Annotated in this window: 1 protein-coding gene; it reads right to left on the reverse strand. The window is 62.7% G+C overall.

Features of this window, described 5'->3' with window-relative positions; all coding sequences use genetic code 11:
- Positions 1–39: 39 nt before the first annotated feature.
- On the reverse strand, positions 40–16,710 hold the full coding sequence (locus ACP15P_RS10745) for a putative Ig domain-containing protein (protein ID WP_424928457.1): 16,671 nt from the start codon (positions 16,708–16,710) through the stop codon (positions 40–42).
- Positions 16,711–17,071: the final 361 nt, after the last annotated feature.

Consider the following 17,071-nt stretch of genomic DNA (forward strand, 5'->3'; position numbering starts at 1 on the left):
GCCACCCCCCGGAGACCGGAGGGTGACGGTTCCGGGATGTTACCCGAAATCATCGTAGTTGATGATCAGCTTCGCGGCTTCACCGTCCGAGTTGAACGCGTGGGCTGCGCGGCCACCGGAACCGGTGATCCGGAAGGACAGGGCGTCGAGGGCATCGATGCCGCCATCCTCGATCAGGGCCTCGATCAGCGTGGTAATGTCGGCGGACTGGTAGTTCTGGTTCTCGGTCCACTGCTCGACATTGTTCCACTCGACCTCCTCGTTCAGGTAGGACCGGCTGTTGCCGTCACCGTTGGTGAAGGTCGGGTTGTCCAGCGTGTCCTCGATCTGGATCACGAAGTTCGCGGAACCGCTGCTGTCCTCGAAGGCGTTGAACTCGAAATAGGCGCTTTCGATGTCCGCCGTGTCGGACAGGGTGATACCGGTGAAGCGAAGGTCGGCATACTGCTCGTTCGGACCATTCAGGCCAAGTTCGATATCGGAGCTTCCGATGCCACCGAACTCCTCGCGGTCATCCGATCCGGCCGCGATCGAGGAGACGATCGTACCCGGGGTCGGCTCGCCGCCACCGCCGCCGTTGCCGCCGTCGTTGGGATCGCCCTCAACGAAGGTGGAGTTTGCGGCGTTGATGCCCTGGCCGGTGCCTTTCATCAGCTCCCAGTAGTCGAGGTGGTAACCCTGCGAGCGTCCGGCGAAGGTGATCGTGTGAACACCGGCGTCGAGCGTGAAGGTTGCCTGGAAGTTGGGATCGGGTTCTCCGTCCAGGTTCTGACCAAAGCCCCAGTTGCTGGTTCCGGTTCCGTAGACCTTCACGAAGCCACTGTTGGAGACGGTTGGCGACTGGTTGGTTTGCAGCGCCTCGGCGTCATCGTCAATTTTGAGCCAGACGTCGTTCTGCTGGTCACCCGCGCCACCCGGATCGCGCGATGCACGGACCCGCATGGTGTAGTTGCCCTCGTCTCCCTCCGGGATGTAGATCGTGTACTCCAGGAAGCTGTTGGCCTGCGGGTTGTTGAGGCTTTCGCTTTCCTCGTCTCCCCAGAGGTAGTAGCCGTCGCCCTGGAAACCGTTCTGGTTGCCATCGCCATCCGCACTGTCGAGGAAGCTCCAGTTGCCGCCCGGGTTCTGGCCACCAGGACCGTTTTCGTCCTCGAACTGGACCTTGAAGCGTGCATTGGACGCACCGCTGTTGATGATCTGGTAGTAACCATCAACCGGCGTGTGGCCTCCGCCGCCCTCAACCGGGCCGCCCACGTTGTTCAGGTAGACCGGTGACGTCACCGCACCCACCGGCAGGCCGGAGCCTGGCTCGATGACCGATGCCACGAAGGCGATCGGAGCCGTGGTGTCACCGTCGAAGCTGCCCTTTCCGGTGCCGTTTGCCGACCCGTAGTTAAACATGGACGAGGCGTCGAACGTGCCGTTCGCACCGATCACCACATCGACCGACTGCTCATCAAAGGCGTTGTTCACCTTGAAGTCGTAGCGGGCAAGGCGGCTTTCCACCAGACCGTCGATACCGCTGCTGGTGTTGGTCACGGGGTCGAGACCACGCGACATGGTGATGCGGACGGTGTCCCCCGGCTCGCCGGTCACGATGACCGTTGGCAGGGTCTGGCCGTAAGTTCCGATGCTGCCCTGAGCGGTGCCGTTGACCGCGATGGACACATCGTTGCCTGCCGGTGCCTGGGTGGCAAGAGCGTGCGAACCCGCGTTGCTCTTGTCGCTGCCAAGCTGGCCGCTCGCCGTGGTGCCGTCGTCGAAGAGGACGGTGAACAGCGATCCGATCAGTTCGTGACCGGAAATTCCGCCCACATCCCAGCCCTGGGTCGCTCCGGTGTCGACACCGTCGGTGCCGTTCTTGGCCAGACCCGCGATCGAGTTGGGGTCCATGTCGCCGGAGAAGCCAACGGTCTCACCATTCTGGAAGCCGCCGTCACTGCTGTCGGAGAACTTGACCATCGCTCCCTTGAAGCCGCCATTTGAGGGCAGTGAGCCCGCGATGGGAGCCTGACCGGGCAGGTAGTAGCCCGATCCGGACACGTAGGCGCCGGTGTTGCCGTCGCTGTTGACCGCCCAGGATTTGGCGGCGTTGTCGCCTCCGAGGCCATCGGGATCGAACACGCTGTCCTGGTAGAGGGCGCCGCTGACGTCGATGAAGATCGCGGAGATCTTCTTGTCGCCGGTGTTGGTGACCTCAAAGGAGTTATTGCCGTAGTTCGACGACTGGACGTTGCTTTCGCCGGTCATGATCTCAAGAACCGCGGAGCCTACGGCGTTGCCGCCATATGTGGCGTCGGTCTTGAGGTCGCTTTCACCGTCGAAGGCTTCGAGTGCGCCTGTCGGATCGACCGGGGCGGAGCCGCCGTTGGCCGTGACCTTGAAGCTGTCCATCGCCGTCTGGAACGGAGCGTCCACACCGCTGTACTGGGTCTGGGTGAAGCCCGCGCCCACACCGGTGTCGGTGTCGAAGATCGCCGCGGCGAGTGCGCCGGTGACGTTCAGCGTACCGAAGCTGACATTGGTGGCGCCCGCAATCGGGTTGCCGCCGGCGTCAAGGAAGGTGGCGAAGCCCTGGAGGCTGGCGGAGCTGGCCGAACCGGCCTGGACCACCATTTTCAGGTCTACCGCGCTGAACCCGTCGAGACCGACCGGGAGAGCACCACCCAGCTTGTCCTCCACGTCGTTGGTGCGGCTGGAGAACTCGAAGGTTTCCCCGGTGAAACCGAACACCAGTTTGGCGAAGTCCGTGCTGTCGACACCCACATGGATACCCACCTGGTCAAAGTTGGCGGCTCCGGAGGAGAGGAACGGGTTGTCCACCCGGGCCTCAACCGTGAAGTCGCTGTTTTTGATACCAAGCTGGTAGTCGTCATCGGGGTTGTTGGTGCCACCCGTGTCGCCGTTGGAGGCGGTCACGTTCAGCTTGCCACCCGAGACCGTCGCCGTGCCGGTTTCCTCGTCGAAGTTGGCGAGGGCCGAGCTTCCTGGCGTGCCGCCCTGAAGCAGACCGGTGAAGCCGTTCTGGTAGACGGTGCCGTCCGTATCGAAGTTGAGTTCGATGGAGGCGCCGGTTTCCAGCAGGGTGCCGTTCTCTGCATCCCAGGCGAAGTGGTCGTTGATGTTGTCAATGCCGTCGCCGTCAATGTCCGTATCCACGGCATTGGCGATGTCGTCATTGTCGAGGTCACCATCCGGAGCGAACGGATCCTCGTTGGTCGCACCGATGTCGATGGTGAAGCCGTTCGAGGTTGTCTCGGCGATGGCATTTGCCGCCGGCGAGGCATCCGCCACCGCACCGTCCGGGATACGGACCGCGAAGGTGGTGCTTTCGCTCCAGCCGCCGTTCGGGGCCGCGAAGGAGAACTCCGCCACACCGGTTCCGGCGTCGAAGCCGACCAGGGTTGCCTGGCTTCCGGTCTCGAAACCGGCGGCCACGAGGACGAGGTCCTCCGCGCCCAGGGTTGCCGCGTCGATGCCGCTGGCATCCGCGAAGGTCACCAGGATGGTCAGGTCACCATTTGCGTCTTCGGGATTGACGATCTCGAAGGTCGCGGTCGGTGCCTGCTCGTCGACCACCGCAACACCGCCGGCATCCACATGAAGGTACTCATATGTCGCCTCGAACTGCGGCTTGTTGTTGTAGTGGCTCTGGGTGACCCCCACGCCCACGGTGGCAGCCGGGTCGGCAAGCGCCGTTCCGAGATCGCCATCGAGGGTCTGCGGGCCAAGCTCGATCGGTGCGCCGATCTGGCCGGTGGCGCCGATGAGCGTCACGGTTCCGTTGACTGTCGACACGCCGCCCTCAATCTCAACGGAGATGTTGAGAACCAGTTCGTCGATATCGGCGAAGGCCACGCCGCCAGGCAGTCCGGTGGACACCTTGCCTTCCGAGCCGCCAATGTCCTTGGTCAGTTCAAAGGTATTGGCGCCGGAGCCGTAGACCAGTTTCAGGAAGTTGTCCTGATCGAGGCCGAGGGCCAGTCCGATCTGCTGGTAGTTTGTTGGAGCCGCGTCCTTGAACGGGTTGGCGATGCGGGTTTCGACAGTGAAGTCGTCGCCGCGCCTGATGCCGACCATGAAGTTGTTCTGGCCGGTATTCGCGCCACCGTTGTCGCCGTTGGAGGTCAGGACACGCAGGGCACCGTCCGAGACGCTGGCGTTTTCAGCCACTTCCTCGTTGTATCCCGCAGCCGGGCTCTGCAACAGACCGGTCAGGCCGTTCTGGTAAGGCGTGCCGTCGGTGTCGAACTCCAGGTGGATGCTCTGGCCGTCCAGGAGAACCTGGCCGTTCTGGGCATCCCAGGCGAAGGCGTCGTCGACGTTGTCGATACCGTCACCGTCGATGTCGCCGTCGGCGGAGTTGATGGTGTTGTCATCGTCCAGGTCTCCCTGCGGAGCGTATGGATCGACCTCGCCATCATCCACATCCGTCACCGCCAGCTGGAAGTCAGCCGTGGCATCGGGTGTGAGACCCACGGTTTCGTCGTCGACGGTGACCGTCACGTTGAGGGCTGTCTGCGTCTCGTAATCGAGAGCCGCGTCGGCCTTCAGGAACAGTCCGTCTCCGATGATCTCGAAGGAGGCCGCGTCGGCTCCGTCGAGAGCCAGGGCATTGGTGCCCAGTGCGTCGTCGGTGATGGCGATATCAGCCACGCGGATACCGAGCGAGGTGTCCGCATCCTCGGCGAGGCTGGTGACGATGGGCGTCAGAGCCACGGTCGGAGCCTCGTTGCCGTCAGTGATCGCAAGGACCAGGTCGGCGGTTGCGTCCGGGGTGACACCCACGGTCGCGTCGTCCACCTCCACCGTTACGTTCAGCTCGGCCAGGGTCTCGAAGTCGAGAGCCGCGTTCGCTTTCAGGAACAGTTCCTCGCCAACAATCTCGAAGAGATCGGCATCGGCGCCCGACAGGGTCAGCACGTTGGTGCCGTCGAGGTCGTCCGTGACGGTGATGTCGGCCACCTTGATGGCGGCAGTGACATCGGCCAGTTCGGACAGTTCCGTCAGAACCGGTGTCAGGGCGACCGTCGGTGCCGCGTTCACCGGTACGGCGTCAACCGTGATGGTGAAGGTGTTGGGCACGATGACGCCGGAGTTTGCCGGTCCATCGGTGGCCCCTACGGTCACCTGGAAGGTGCCCGCCTCGGTCGGTGTGCCCGTCAGAACCCCGTTTTCCATCGTCAGCCACGCCGGGCCGGAGATGAGGGAGTATGTCAGTGCATCCTCCTCGGGGTCGTTGAACGCGCCGATTGCCATCAGGTCCAGTTCGATCGGGCCTGCGATGGCCTGCTCGATGTTGTCGATGGGCGAGGCCGCCGGAGCGAGGTTCACGTCACCTGCTGCCGGGATCAGTTCGATGTAGTCGAACCGGGCGTGCTCAAATTCCTTCGAGCTGGCCTGCAGACGCAGAACCGTGTCGTCGCCAATCTCGAGACCGGTGAAGGTCAGGGTGCGGCGGTTCTGGATCTGGGCGCCGTTTCCGCCGCCGTCCTGGTCGAACTCCCATTCCGCGAAGGTCACGAATTCCTCACCGCCGGTCTGGTAGGCGAGCGATGCCGAGGAAACCCCGTCATTCTCGTCGTAGAAGGCGACGCGGACATCGTAGGATCCACGGGCGTCGAAGTTGGCGCCGAGATCGATGGTTGCCTCACCGTCACGGTTGCGGAGCATCTGGATGATCTCCGGGCCGTCCGAGGTCTGGCGGGTGAAGAAGCCCTGCGGGGCGAGGTCCATGTCCTCGGCCTCGATCCGGATGGTTTCCCGCTGCTCGCCGAGAACGTCGAAGATGAAGGTCGAGCTGACCTCAAATTCGCCGTCGGAGGCGATCACGGTGACCGGGACGGAGCCTGCCGCGAGCGGCGAGCCGGAGAAGACACCGTTCTCGAAGGTCAGGCCGGCGGGCAGTGCGCCCTCGACCCGGAATTCGAGCACGTCACCCACATCCTGATCGGAGAAGTACGCATTGACGTCGAGGGACACCGCGGAACCCACGGAGACGGCCTGACGGGGGATGCCCGTTGTTTCCGGCGCGTCGTTTTTGTCCTCAACCGTGATGTCGAAGGTCTCGACCGTGGTGCTGTTGCCGTCGCTGGCGGTGACGGTCACCGTGAAGGTGCCGATGTCGCCCGCTTCCGGCGTACCGGAGAGAACACCGTCCGTGATGGTCAGCCATTCGGGTCCGGAGACCTCGAAGGTCATTGGATCCTCTTCCGGATCGTAGAACTCGGCGGCCACGTCGTACTCGAAGGCGTCGCGTTCGGTGACGGACTGGTCCTGAAGGCCGAAGGGCGCTTCGGGGGATTCGTTCTCCGGATCCACGACCGGCTCGACCGGGGTGAACTCGAAGTAGTCGACGCGGACATGCTCGGCCTGGTCGCGGGTGCCGTTCAGGGTGAGAACGGAGTTTGCGTCCACCGTGACGGTGGTCAGGACCTTGGTGCGCAGGCTGGAGGCCTGGGCCGCATTGCCGCTGGTGGCGTCGTCATCCATCACGAGGCTTGCCGTGGTGGTGCCGCTGTCGCCGGTGACGGAGATGTCGAGCGTGCTTTCGCCGTCGTTCTCGTCAAAGTAGGCAATCGCCATGCGGTAGGTGCCCGGAGCGAGCTGCTCACCGATGTTGAAGGTCGCGGTACCGGCGGACTGGCCGAGCGGCACGTAGATCAGGGCATTGCCGTCAGAGGCGTTGTTGTTCTGAACCTGGTAGCCGGACATGGTGTCGGCATCCTCACCCTGGATCCGGACCGGATCCGAGGGCGGTGTGACGGTGCCGTCGCCCACGACGATATCGAAGCTGTCGGTCGCGACTTCCAGCGCCTGGTCAGTGGCCGTTACGGTCACCGTGTAGGTGCCAGGCGTGGTCGGTGTTCCGGAGATGACGCCGTCCGAGTAAGTGACGCCATCCGGCAGGTCGGTGACCTCAATGGATAGGCTGTCGCCGCTGTCGATGTCGTCATCCGCGAACATGTCCGCAGGCAGCGTGAGCGAGAAGGCCTCGCCTACCGTGCCGGTGGTGTCGTCGGTCGGGATTTCGAGCGTCGGTGCCTCATTGGTGTTGAGCACGTCGAGATCGAAGTCCTGGGAGACCGAGAGACCTTCGCCATCCGTGGCCGTGACACGGACCGTAAGGGTCGCAACATCGGCGTCCAGCGGCGTGCCGGTGAAGGTCGTGCCGTCGAAGGAGAGCCATGCGGGCAGGTCGGACCCGTCCGCCAGCGTTGCCGTCAGCGTCAGGTTTTCCGCACCGGCGTCGTCGGCGAAAGCGTCGGACGGTACGGTGAAGGTAAGGGCCGCGTCCTCGTCGATTTGCTGTGCCGCAATGGCCTGGTCCACTGTCGGGGCCGCGTTTTCCAGGCCCTCGACGACGATGTCGAAGCTGTCGGTTGCGACCTCAAAGGCGCCGTCCGTTGCCGTCACGGTCACCGTGTAGGTGCCGGCGGTGGTCGGCGTTCCGGAGATGGTGCCGTCCGAGAAGGTGACGCCATCGGGCAGACCGGTGACGTTGACCGTCAGCGTGTCGCCACTGTCGAGATCGTCGTCGGCGAACATGCCATCCGGGAGAGCCAGCGAGAAGACCTCGCCCACCGTGCCGATCGTGTCGGCGTTCGGGATTTCGAGGGTCGGCGCATCGTTGGTGTTGTTCACCTCGAGGTCGAAGTCCTGGGAGACCGAGAGACCGCCCTCATCCGTGGCCGTGACGCGAACCGAAAGGGTCGCAACATCTGCGTCCAGCGGCGTGCCGGTGAAGGTCGTGCCGTCGAAGGAGAGCCATGCGGGCAGGTCCGATCCGTCCGTCAGCGTTGCGGTCAGCGTCAGTCCAGCCGGATCGGCGTCGTCGGCGAAGGCGTCAGCAGGAACCGCGAAGGTGAAGGCCGCGTCCTCGTCGGCGGTCTGGGCGCCGATGGCTTGGTCCACGGTCGGGGCCTCATTTGCCGGCGGTGTGCCGAGCGACTGGACCTCGAGGAAGTCGTAGGAGACGCTGAAGGTGTCACGGCTGTTGCCTGTCGGTGTGGAAGTCTGGATGACACCTGCACCGACCGGATCACCAGCCAGAATGGCGGCGCCGAGAGTTCCAAGAATTTCCAGTCCGTTACTCAGAAGCGGTGCTGTTTCCGAGATGGCTTCGTCGTTCGCGTTGAACAGGGTTCCAAGTGCACGGAACATCGGCACGGGGGTACCATTGTCGTCCTCGATATAGGCTTCCAGAGTGACTTCAACAGAAGCCGCGTCAGCATTTCCAAAGCTTTCAAGGTACACCGGCGCTGCAACCGCAGCGTTCCCGCCGACATTGTCCTGAGCCAGTTCAAACTCAAAACCGGTTCGGCCGAATACAATCTTCATCAGGTTGTCCTGGTCGGTACCGATAACGACACCTGCCGACTGGAAGTTCGTAGGCGCATCCAACTCCGCAGTAGTGGAGATGAAATCCGGCATGTCGAACCGGGTGGTGACACGCAGACCTTCCGCTGCCGAATAGGCCGCCACGAGAGCGTTTTGCTGACCATTGGCGTTGTTGTGATGGTCGCCGCTGGTCGCAGTGATGTTCAGCTTGCCGCCGGAGACGGAGGCGTCAGCCAATTTGATCTCCTCCACTTCCGGCTTGTTGCTGACCAGAGCGCCGGTGAGGCCGTTTTCGAACGGGGTGCCGTCGGTGTCGAACTCGAGGCGGACGGTCTGACCGGCGGTCAGGGCGGTGCCTGCGTTGGTGGCGTCGTAGACGAAGGTCTCGTCGCCGTTAAGCAGCGTGTCGCCGTCGATGTCGTCGTCCTCGCTGTTGGCGGTGCCGTCCTGGTCGAGGTCGTCGCCCGGTGCGAAACCGACCGGTAGAGGTGCGGCGTCGTCATCGGTGATGGTGACGGTAGCCGGAGTGGCCGAGAAGTCGACCGCGCCGTTGGCGTCGGTGGCACCCGTGATGGTGACGGTGAAGGTTTCCGCGCCCTCGTCCAGCTCGTCATTGATGAGCGGGATGTCGACGGTCGCGGTGGTTTCACCGGCCAGGATAACAACCGAGCCCGTGGGGGCGGTGTAGTCATCGCCCGTGGTCGCGGTCACGTCAGCCAGGCTGTAAGTGATCGTGATGGCCTCTTCGGTCGGGCCGGTACGGGTGAATTCGACCGTACCGAGACCGGTTTCCTCGTCGAAGGAGGCGTCGGCCACGGAAACGGCTGCGGTTTCAACAACCGGCTCAACCGCTTCGCGGATGACGATTGCGGAGACCTTGGCGCGGTCATAGGGTTCGCCCTCGCCGTCGAGCGCAACGTCGAACGAAAGGTCAATTTTTCCGTTCGCGCCGGGCGAAATTGGGTCAGACAGTTCGATGATCACCGGAGCGTTAATGTCACCGCCGTTTACGGCAAGAACATCGAAGTTGGCCAGAACGGGTTCCGCGCCATCTTCCGCAGAGACGTTGAAGATGCGGACGCCGGAATTGCTTGCATAAATCTCGGCAAAATACAGGTCGACGAAGTAGGATTTGGTCGGGTCAAGATCGCCCGAGGAGAACGTAAAGTTGCCGTCACCACTGTCATTGATTTCGGTTTTGTAAACCGTGTCATTGAAGTCCGGCTGGACGCCATTGGAGTTGCCTCCCCCGCCATCCGTGTACTGCTGACCGCCGGAGAACGGGTTCCCGTCTGTCGGGTTATCAGCGCCCGCAAACGCGATACCATCCATTGTGAGACCGTCTCCACCCGCGTTGTACGCAAGGACCACGTCGCCGCGAATGAGGGTCGGGGCGTCCGCGTCATCCTCGGTGACGGTGCCGGAAGCGGTGCCGTTGGTGGCGGAGATGAGGAACGTGTCGGCTGCGGCGTTGGAACCACCAGTCAGGGTCACGTCGATTACGTCGTCGCCATTGTCGTCGTCGTCATTGGCAACGTCGATGGTCAGGGAGGCAGAACCGTCCACGAAGGTAAGTGTTTCAGTCTGGCCCAGAGCGCCGGTAGCGTTAAAGGTGACGTCGACGTCTCCGTTGAAGCCCGCATCCGACGTGGTGACTGCAAATTCAAGAGTGGTGTTATCGGTGTCGCCCGCTTCCACAAGGGTTGGAGCGTCGGAAATTGATAGAGTGATATCGGCCACTGGTGCCTCCGTTACGATGAAATTGAATGAGGCTGTCGTCGGGTTGCCGCCCTGGTTCAGCCAAAGTGTGTAGGTGCCCTCGCCGAGAGGACCGGTGAAGCCGGTGATCGGCACACCTTCCTGGGTGAATGCCCCGATGTCGGGCAGGATGTTGTCGCCGATCTCGCCTGGGCTGTAGACCAGGCCGCCGAGCAGCGGCGTGCCGTCCGGATCGGGCTGACCCGTTACCGGATCGACCGTGAGGGCCGTGCCTTCCTGGAGGCCGAGGAACCCGAACGGTGCGATCTCCGTCGTCTCGTAGCCGTCAAGCTCAAGGGCCGAGAGCACGTGGCCGGTGGGAACCGTGAAGGTGATGTAGTCACGGTCACGGCCTCCCTCCGCGCCGTCGCCCTGCTGGGTTGCGGTCAGGAGGTTGTCGCCAAGCGAGAGCGTACCACCATCGGTCGGGTCCAGGCGGTCGTCGGACAGGTCGCCGAACGTCGTGCCGAAGGCCGTGTCACCGGGATCCGCCGCCTGCTGTGGCGAGGTGACGCTGAGGAAGTCCCAGCTGGCCTCAAAGCTGCCCAGGTCCTGGTAGTCGGTGGAGGTGACACCCACCACGCTGGTGCCGCCATTCACGGCTGCGACAACATCCGCTGGCATGGCCAGGGCCGGAGCCGTGAGGAAGCCGGGCGTTGCCTCGGGGCGTACGCCGCCGAGGATGGCACCCTGCGCGTCGAAGAAGGTCACGATCTGTGCCACGGTCGGGGATGCGGCGCTGCGGTCAACCGCAAGGCTCATTTCCACCGAGGCGATATCCGCGAGGCCAAACGGCGCGGCCGCGGCTGCGGAGATGTCGGAGATCAGGATCTTCTGGTCGATCTCGCCCTGCGACCACATCTGGATGGCGTTGCCGCCATTGCCGCCGAAGACGGTCTTGACGAACTGGTCCTCATCCTGGGCGTTCGCCGCAGTGGTCGAGATCAGGATACCCTGCTGGGCGTAGTTCGGAATGACACCATTGGTCACGCCGTTTGCCGCGAGGACATCCGCCGTGAACGGATTGTCGAACCGGGTGGTCAGGTAGATCTCGGTCAGGGCCTGATCCGTCAGGTCGACGGACTTGACGAAGTCGTTCTTGCTCGCCGTCTGTGGCGCTTCGGAGAGGTCGCCATCGGAGGTTTCAACGATCAGTTTGCCGCCGGAAACCGTGGTCTGAACGGCGGCATCGAGTGCGCCGCTGCCGCCGAGGACACCGTCGAAGCCGCCTTCGTTGAGCGGGTCGCCGTTCGTTTCGAAGTCGAGTTCAAGGATGGTGCCGCCCGCCGGGATCTGGAGGTCGGAGTCGCTGGCGCCGATAGTGACGGTGCCGGTGGCGTCCGCGATGACCGCGTCGCCGGAGACGCCGGTGATGGAGACGGTGAAAATCTCGGCCGGTTCCTCGTCACTGTCGTCGGTAATGGCGATGGGCAGGGTCACCGAGCCGCTGTTTGCCGGGATCACGACGCTGCCAGTGAGGGCGGCGCTGATGTCCGACGCGTCAGCCGAACCGGGGTTGATCTGGTAGTCGACCGTGACGGCCTCGGTGAGGTCGCCGATGCGGGTGAAGGTGACGGTTGCGTCGCCGCCCTCGACCGCCGTGGCGTCGGCAACGGAGATGGTTGCGGGCAGGTCGGACGGTACCGCCTCGTAGACCGCGATGGCGCTGTAACCGGCCTCGCCCTGGGAGCTGTCTACCGTGACGGTGATGGTGCCGTCGGTTACCAGCACGTTGTGGGTGCGGGAGATCGGCTTGTCGGCGCCACCGGCTTCGGCAAAGACGTCGAAGTCGTTCAGAACCAGGTCACCCTGGACGTAGAAGTCACCGACGCGGGCATTGGCCGAGGAGTGGTAGAGTTCCGCGAAGTGCAGTTCGACCACGTAGCTGCCATTGGCGAAGCCCGAGTAGGTTGCCGTCCAGGTGTTCGATCCGGAGTCGCGGTAGGTGTGGTAGGCCGATCCGTCGAGATCGACACCGCCGCTGTTGCTTGTCGGGAACTGGCCGTCAACGTTGCTGTTGAGCTGCGCGTTGGTTTTGGCACCCGTGTACCAGTCGTTGTTGTCGGCCTCAAAGTCGATCGGGTTTCCGGCCGCATCCGTGATGAGCGTGTCGCCGGTGATGGCGCCGCCGTAACGGTTGTTGTCGGTGATACCGTCGATCGGGTCCGCGCCGAGGTTGCCTGCCGTGGTGTCGGTGGTGCCGACATTGATCGCGCGGACGATGTTGCCGCGAACGAGTGCCGCGAGGTTGGCCTCAAGGATGAAGGCGGCACTTGCAGCTTCCGTAGTGTTGTCAGCGGCGTCGGAATAGGCGCCGGCCGCGATGGAGATCTGACCCTCGCCATTCGGCCAGGCGTTGTCGTCGCGGGCCAGGGTGTAGGTCAACGTGGCGGTTTTGCCGTCGGCGCTGATGTCCACGTCGGGTGCCGAGATGGTGTCGGGCACGATGCCGGTGAACTGAAGCTCACCGCCGTCCAGTCCGGTGAAGTCGTCCGCGTCAAAGCCGGTCTCATCGGAGAGAACCACGGTTGCGGTGCGCTCTCCGTCCTGGATGCTCTGTTCGTTCTCGACCGTGATCGAGACGATTTCAGGCGCGGTTTCGTCCGCTGGCGGCGTGTAGGTGCCGCCGAGTTTCCAGACCGCCAGGCCGCTCAGTTTGGCCTGGTCGACCTCGAGGCTGAACTCGACATTCAGCTGGCCGTCGGTGACCACGACCTCGTAGGTCTTGATGACCTCGATGCCCGCACCACCGGCATCGTCGATGATGTCGTAATTGTCCTCAACCAGCTGATCCTCAACGAAGATGTCGAAGACACGCATGTTGTCGGGATCGGAGCTGGTATGGAGACCGTGATAGATTTCCGCAAACAGCAGATCGACGAGGTAGGTGCCGTTTTCGACCGGAATGGAGTAGCCCCATTTGGCCGCCGGAGCGGACGAACGCTCGACCGCGTGGATCGCGTCCAGTTCCGTGTTCGGGAAGTCGTGGGAGTTCGATGACGCGTTCGAGTGGGTTTTGAAGTCACCCGTCGACGTGTAGCCATCGCCCTGGCCGCCGGACGTGTTGGACTTAAAGTCTATGACCATGTCGCGCATGGTCACGCCGGTGACGGCCGGACCGCCGGCGTTGATGGCGATGACGGGCGCCAGGGCCGGTTCAACCGCGATCCGCACGCCGTCGGAGGCCTGGGTGATCGAAATGGACGCGACACCATCGGCCGGGTCGTAATCGGCAAGGTCGGGACCGGTCAGGGTGATGGTCTGGCCGCCGATGGTGATCTCAGCGGAGCCGGCCGAGCCGCCGAAGGTCGGCGTGCCGATGGTGTTGAGGGTTTCGCCCTCAATGATGACCTCATCCTGGAAGGAGAAATCGGTGATTTCGTCGCCGCCCAGGTCCTCAAGAGTACCGCGCACACTGTCGGCACCTTCGCGGGTGATGACGGTGTTGTTGCCGGAGCCCACGCGGATCAGGTTGTCGAGGTCGTTGGCCTCGACCGTGAAGTCGGCGGAGGAGCCGGTGCCGTCGAAACGCTCCACATTGGCTGCCATCGGATCGAGATCCGTGTCGGTGCCGGTGTAGATCAGCGTGTCGGTGCCGGCGGAGCCGTTCTGGTCAACCTCGTCGGCGTTGGTGGCGTAGAGCTCGTTGCCGAAGGCCTCGATCTCGATGCTGTTGAAGTCGATGGCTTCCAGCGGATTGCCTTCGGAGGTTTCCGCAAGAACACCGATTGCGGCACCCGAGGACAGAACCGGGCCGTCGCCATCGGTGATGGTGTGGTTGCCGGTCAAAACGTCGCGCAGGACGCCCACGGGCAGTGTGCTGTCGCTGAGCGGAATGGAGGTGAAGCCGGCGTCGCCTTCGAGGTGGTAGGATGTTTCGATCTCGAAGGTGTTGATGTTGACCTCGAACTTGAGCTCAACGGTGCCGATGGCCGACGAGGTGAGCGAAGGTACGGCTGCGGTGCCAAGTATCTGGTAGCCGCTGTCGCCGGTCTCGATGCCAACCTCAAAGCCTGGAACGCCGCCAACCGAGCCGAAGACGAAGCGGACGAAGTTTGCCTGGGTGCCGTCGCCAAACATCATGCCGACGAGCTGGCCGGGCTGGAGACCGCCATCCACGGACGGCACCCAGTTTTTGATGTTGAACACGGCCTCGACACGGTCGGTGTCGCTGGACGGTTTGATGCCGGTGTGCAGAACGTCACGGGCGTCGTTGTCGGAGCCGACGACGCTGCCGGGAACGACCGCCTTGATCTGAAGGCGGGGTGCGTTGGCGCCGGGGATGATGTTGCCGCCGTTGTCGAACAGGCCGTCAACGACCGCGCCGGGCTCCGCACCATCGGCGATGGAGGTCGCGTCCTTGTTGGGCGTTTCGCCGTCCAGGGCCGCGCCAAGCAGGCCGGTGTTGGACAGGGTGCCGGGGAAGTCGGTGGACAGGGCCTCGAATTCCAGGGACAGCTTCTGGCCCGGCGCGATGTCGTAGCCGTTGCTGGAGCTGTATTCGAACGGGTCGTGGATATTGTCGACGCCGTCGAAGTCATTGTCGGTCGGGTCAACAATTTCCTGGCCTGCGAGAGGAACGGCACCGTTCGCGGGCTGCAGAATTTGAATGGAGTTCTGGCCGAGTTTGGCGATCCAGATGGAGCCCTGGAAGGGCTGGGACAGGCCCTGGTTGAAATACTCGTCACCAAGGGTGGCGATGCCCAGCGGGTTGCCGCCGCCAAGACCGATCACCTCGCGGTCAGCCGCAACCGTGAAGCCCTGACCGTTGGTGGTGGTGCCGACGGTTCCGTCAGCCTCACGACCGATAATGATCAACTCACCATTGTAGTCAGTGGTCAGGATCGCGCCGGACATGTCGATATTGCCCTCGTCCAGAATGGTCGAGGTGTATTCGGCGAGGCCGTTGACCGAACCGTTGCCGGTGTCGACGGCGCCGTCGTATTTGCCGGCTTCCTTGTAATCGCCTTCGATCTTGTTGGGTTCAGCGACGATATCCGCGATATCGGCGGGCAGTCCGGACTGGCCGAGCAGCGTGGAGTTGGCCGGAGCATCCTCACCAACGGGAAGGGCAACGCCGGTGCCGTCCTCGAGTTTGTAGATGTTGTATTCGATACCAGGCTGGACAGCTAAAACGCGGCTGGTCAGCTCACCCGCGTCGGCGCCGTAAACGCCGGTTGTGGGATAGAGCGCGTCATTGTTCTCAAGGCTTTCGAGGAAAGCGATGACCTGGTCGTAATCGGTCGGGGCGCCGGGCGTATCGTCATAGCTGGCCTGGTTGGAAATCAGCAGGAAGGCGTCATCCGTACCGTTACCGGGCGAGAACAGAAGTCCGGCAAGCGCACCTTCGGCGCGGGTCGGGTTCGGGTGACCACCATAGACATAGGTCAGTCCGTTGGATTCGTACGTGACCGGGCCGGTGTTGCCCTGCGACAGGTCCCGCCCGTCAAGGTCGTCGGACCGGGTGACCTCGTGGAAGTTGTCCTTGTTGGACGGGTTCCAGTTGACGAGGTTGATGTCATCATCCGCGTCGCCGTCACCGTTGTTGAGGTTGGTGGAGATGTAGTTGAATGCCTGAGCCAGATCGACCGCGCCATTTTCGCCGGCCTCACCGATGGGGCGGCCACCCCAGGAGTTGTTCGCACCGTTGTCGTAGGTCCAGACGCGGCCGTCCTCGGTGACTTCCACGTCATAGGAATTGCGATAGCCCGGCGAATAGATCTGCACCGGGCTGCCTGCTACGATTTTTGCACTGTTCAGGCCGTCATTACCGCCCTGGGGGTCGTTGTTGTCTTCCTCACCCGCACGGGTCGGGTCGTCGAGGGTCGGCATGTCGTAGACATAGGACCGGCCACTGCTGGCATCGGTCAGGATGTCCATTGCGTTGATCGCGTCGAGGTCAACCTCAAGGATCGCGGCGCTGTAGGGCTGTTCCTGCTGACCGGCGAAGTTGTTGGACGGCGCGCCGGTGTTGGCGTTACCGCCGTTTGCAACCAGAAGGCGTTCGGAGACGAGGATGCCGTTGGCGTCGACCTCCTGAATGATCTCAAGACCGTTCAGCGCGTGGTTTTCCTCGGACCGGGCCAGACCACGAACGATGTCGATGGGATCCCAGCTGTCCGGGCCGGTCTGCACCAGCTTGGTGATAACGCCGGAGTTGGTGTCGAGATTGACGTCGCCGCCGCCGGTACCGGCGCCGATGCGCTGGTCGGTCGAGGTGACGTACATGGTCACGGCGGGGGTGTCCGTGGGTGTTGTCGTCAGCTGGCCGTTTGTATCGATGTAGAGGCGGTTGCCGCTGTCGTCATACTGGTTGGTGACGTCGATGCCGGTCACCTGGCGCGTGGTGCCGCCATTCGGGGAGCCGTCGTCGTTGAAGTTGGGGATGTTTTTGACATCGGAGATCGTCGTCATGTCGGTGACGAAGAACTTGGCTTCCGGGTTGGCGTCGCTGGGGCTGTCGCCGAACTCAACCGTCATGACGTGAACGTCGCCGGTCACTTCCGTCACGTAGAGCCTGCCGTCGGATCCCCAGACCAGCGCGCTTGGTGAATTCAATCCAAAACCGTTGAGGTCGAGAACGCTTGCCGAAAAATTGTCGGTAACAGCCATGATATATTCCCCTAGTACTCAAATTCCGCAAAAAACGCGGAAAACACCCTTTAAAAGGCCAACTACACCAGCACCTCCCGAAGTGTTTCTTCGGTCGATGAGCTTCGTATTGCATTCGCTTTAGGAAAAACCGGTCGATTGAACCGTCCGTTTGGCTGCGTGATCGAATACCCGCTGTTCCAAAATACGCTGGAACCCCTGATCGTGCAGCCTGTGCCCTCCCGGTTCGACTTCTGCCGAACGTTGGATTACACTTTAGACAAATTTTTACTCAATAAAACGATTTGTTAGGTTGATTTTAGTCAGGGTTAACTGGTTAATTTTGTTTTTTTTCAATGATTATTTGTGACTCATTTTGTTA

Source organism: Amaricoccus tamworthensis, from assembly GCF_049800875.1.
Taxonomy (GTDB): Bacteria; Pseudomonadota; Alphaproteobacteria; order Rhodobacterales; family Rhodobacteraceae; genus Amaricoccus; species Amaricoccus tamworthensis.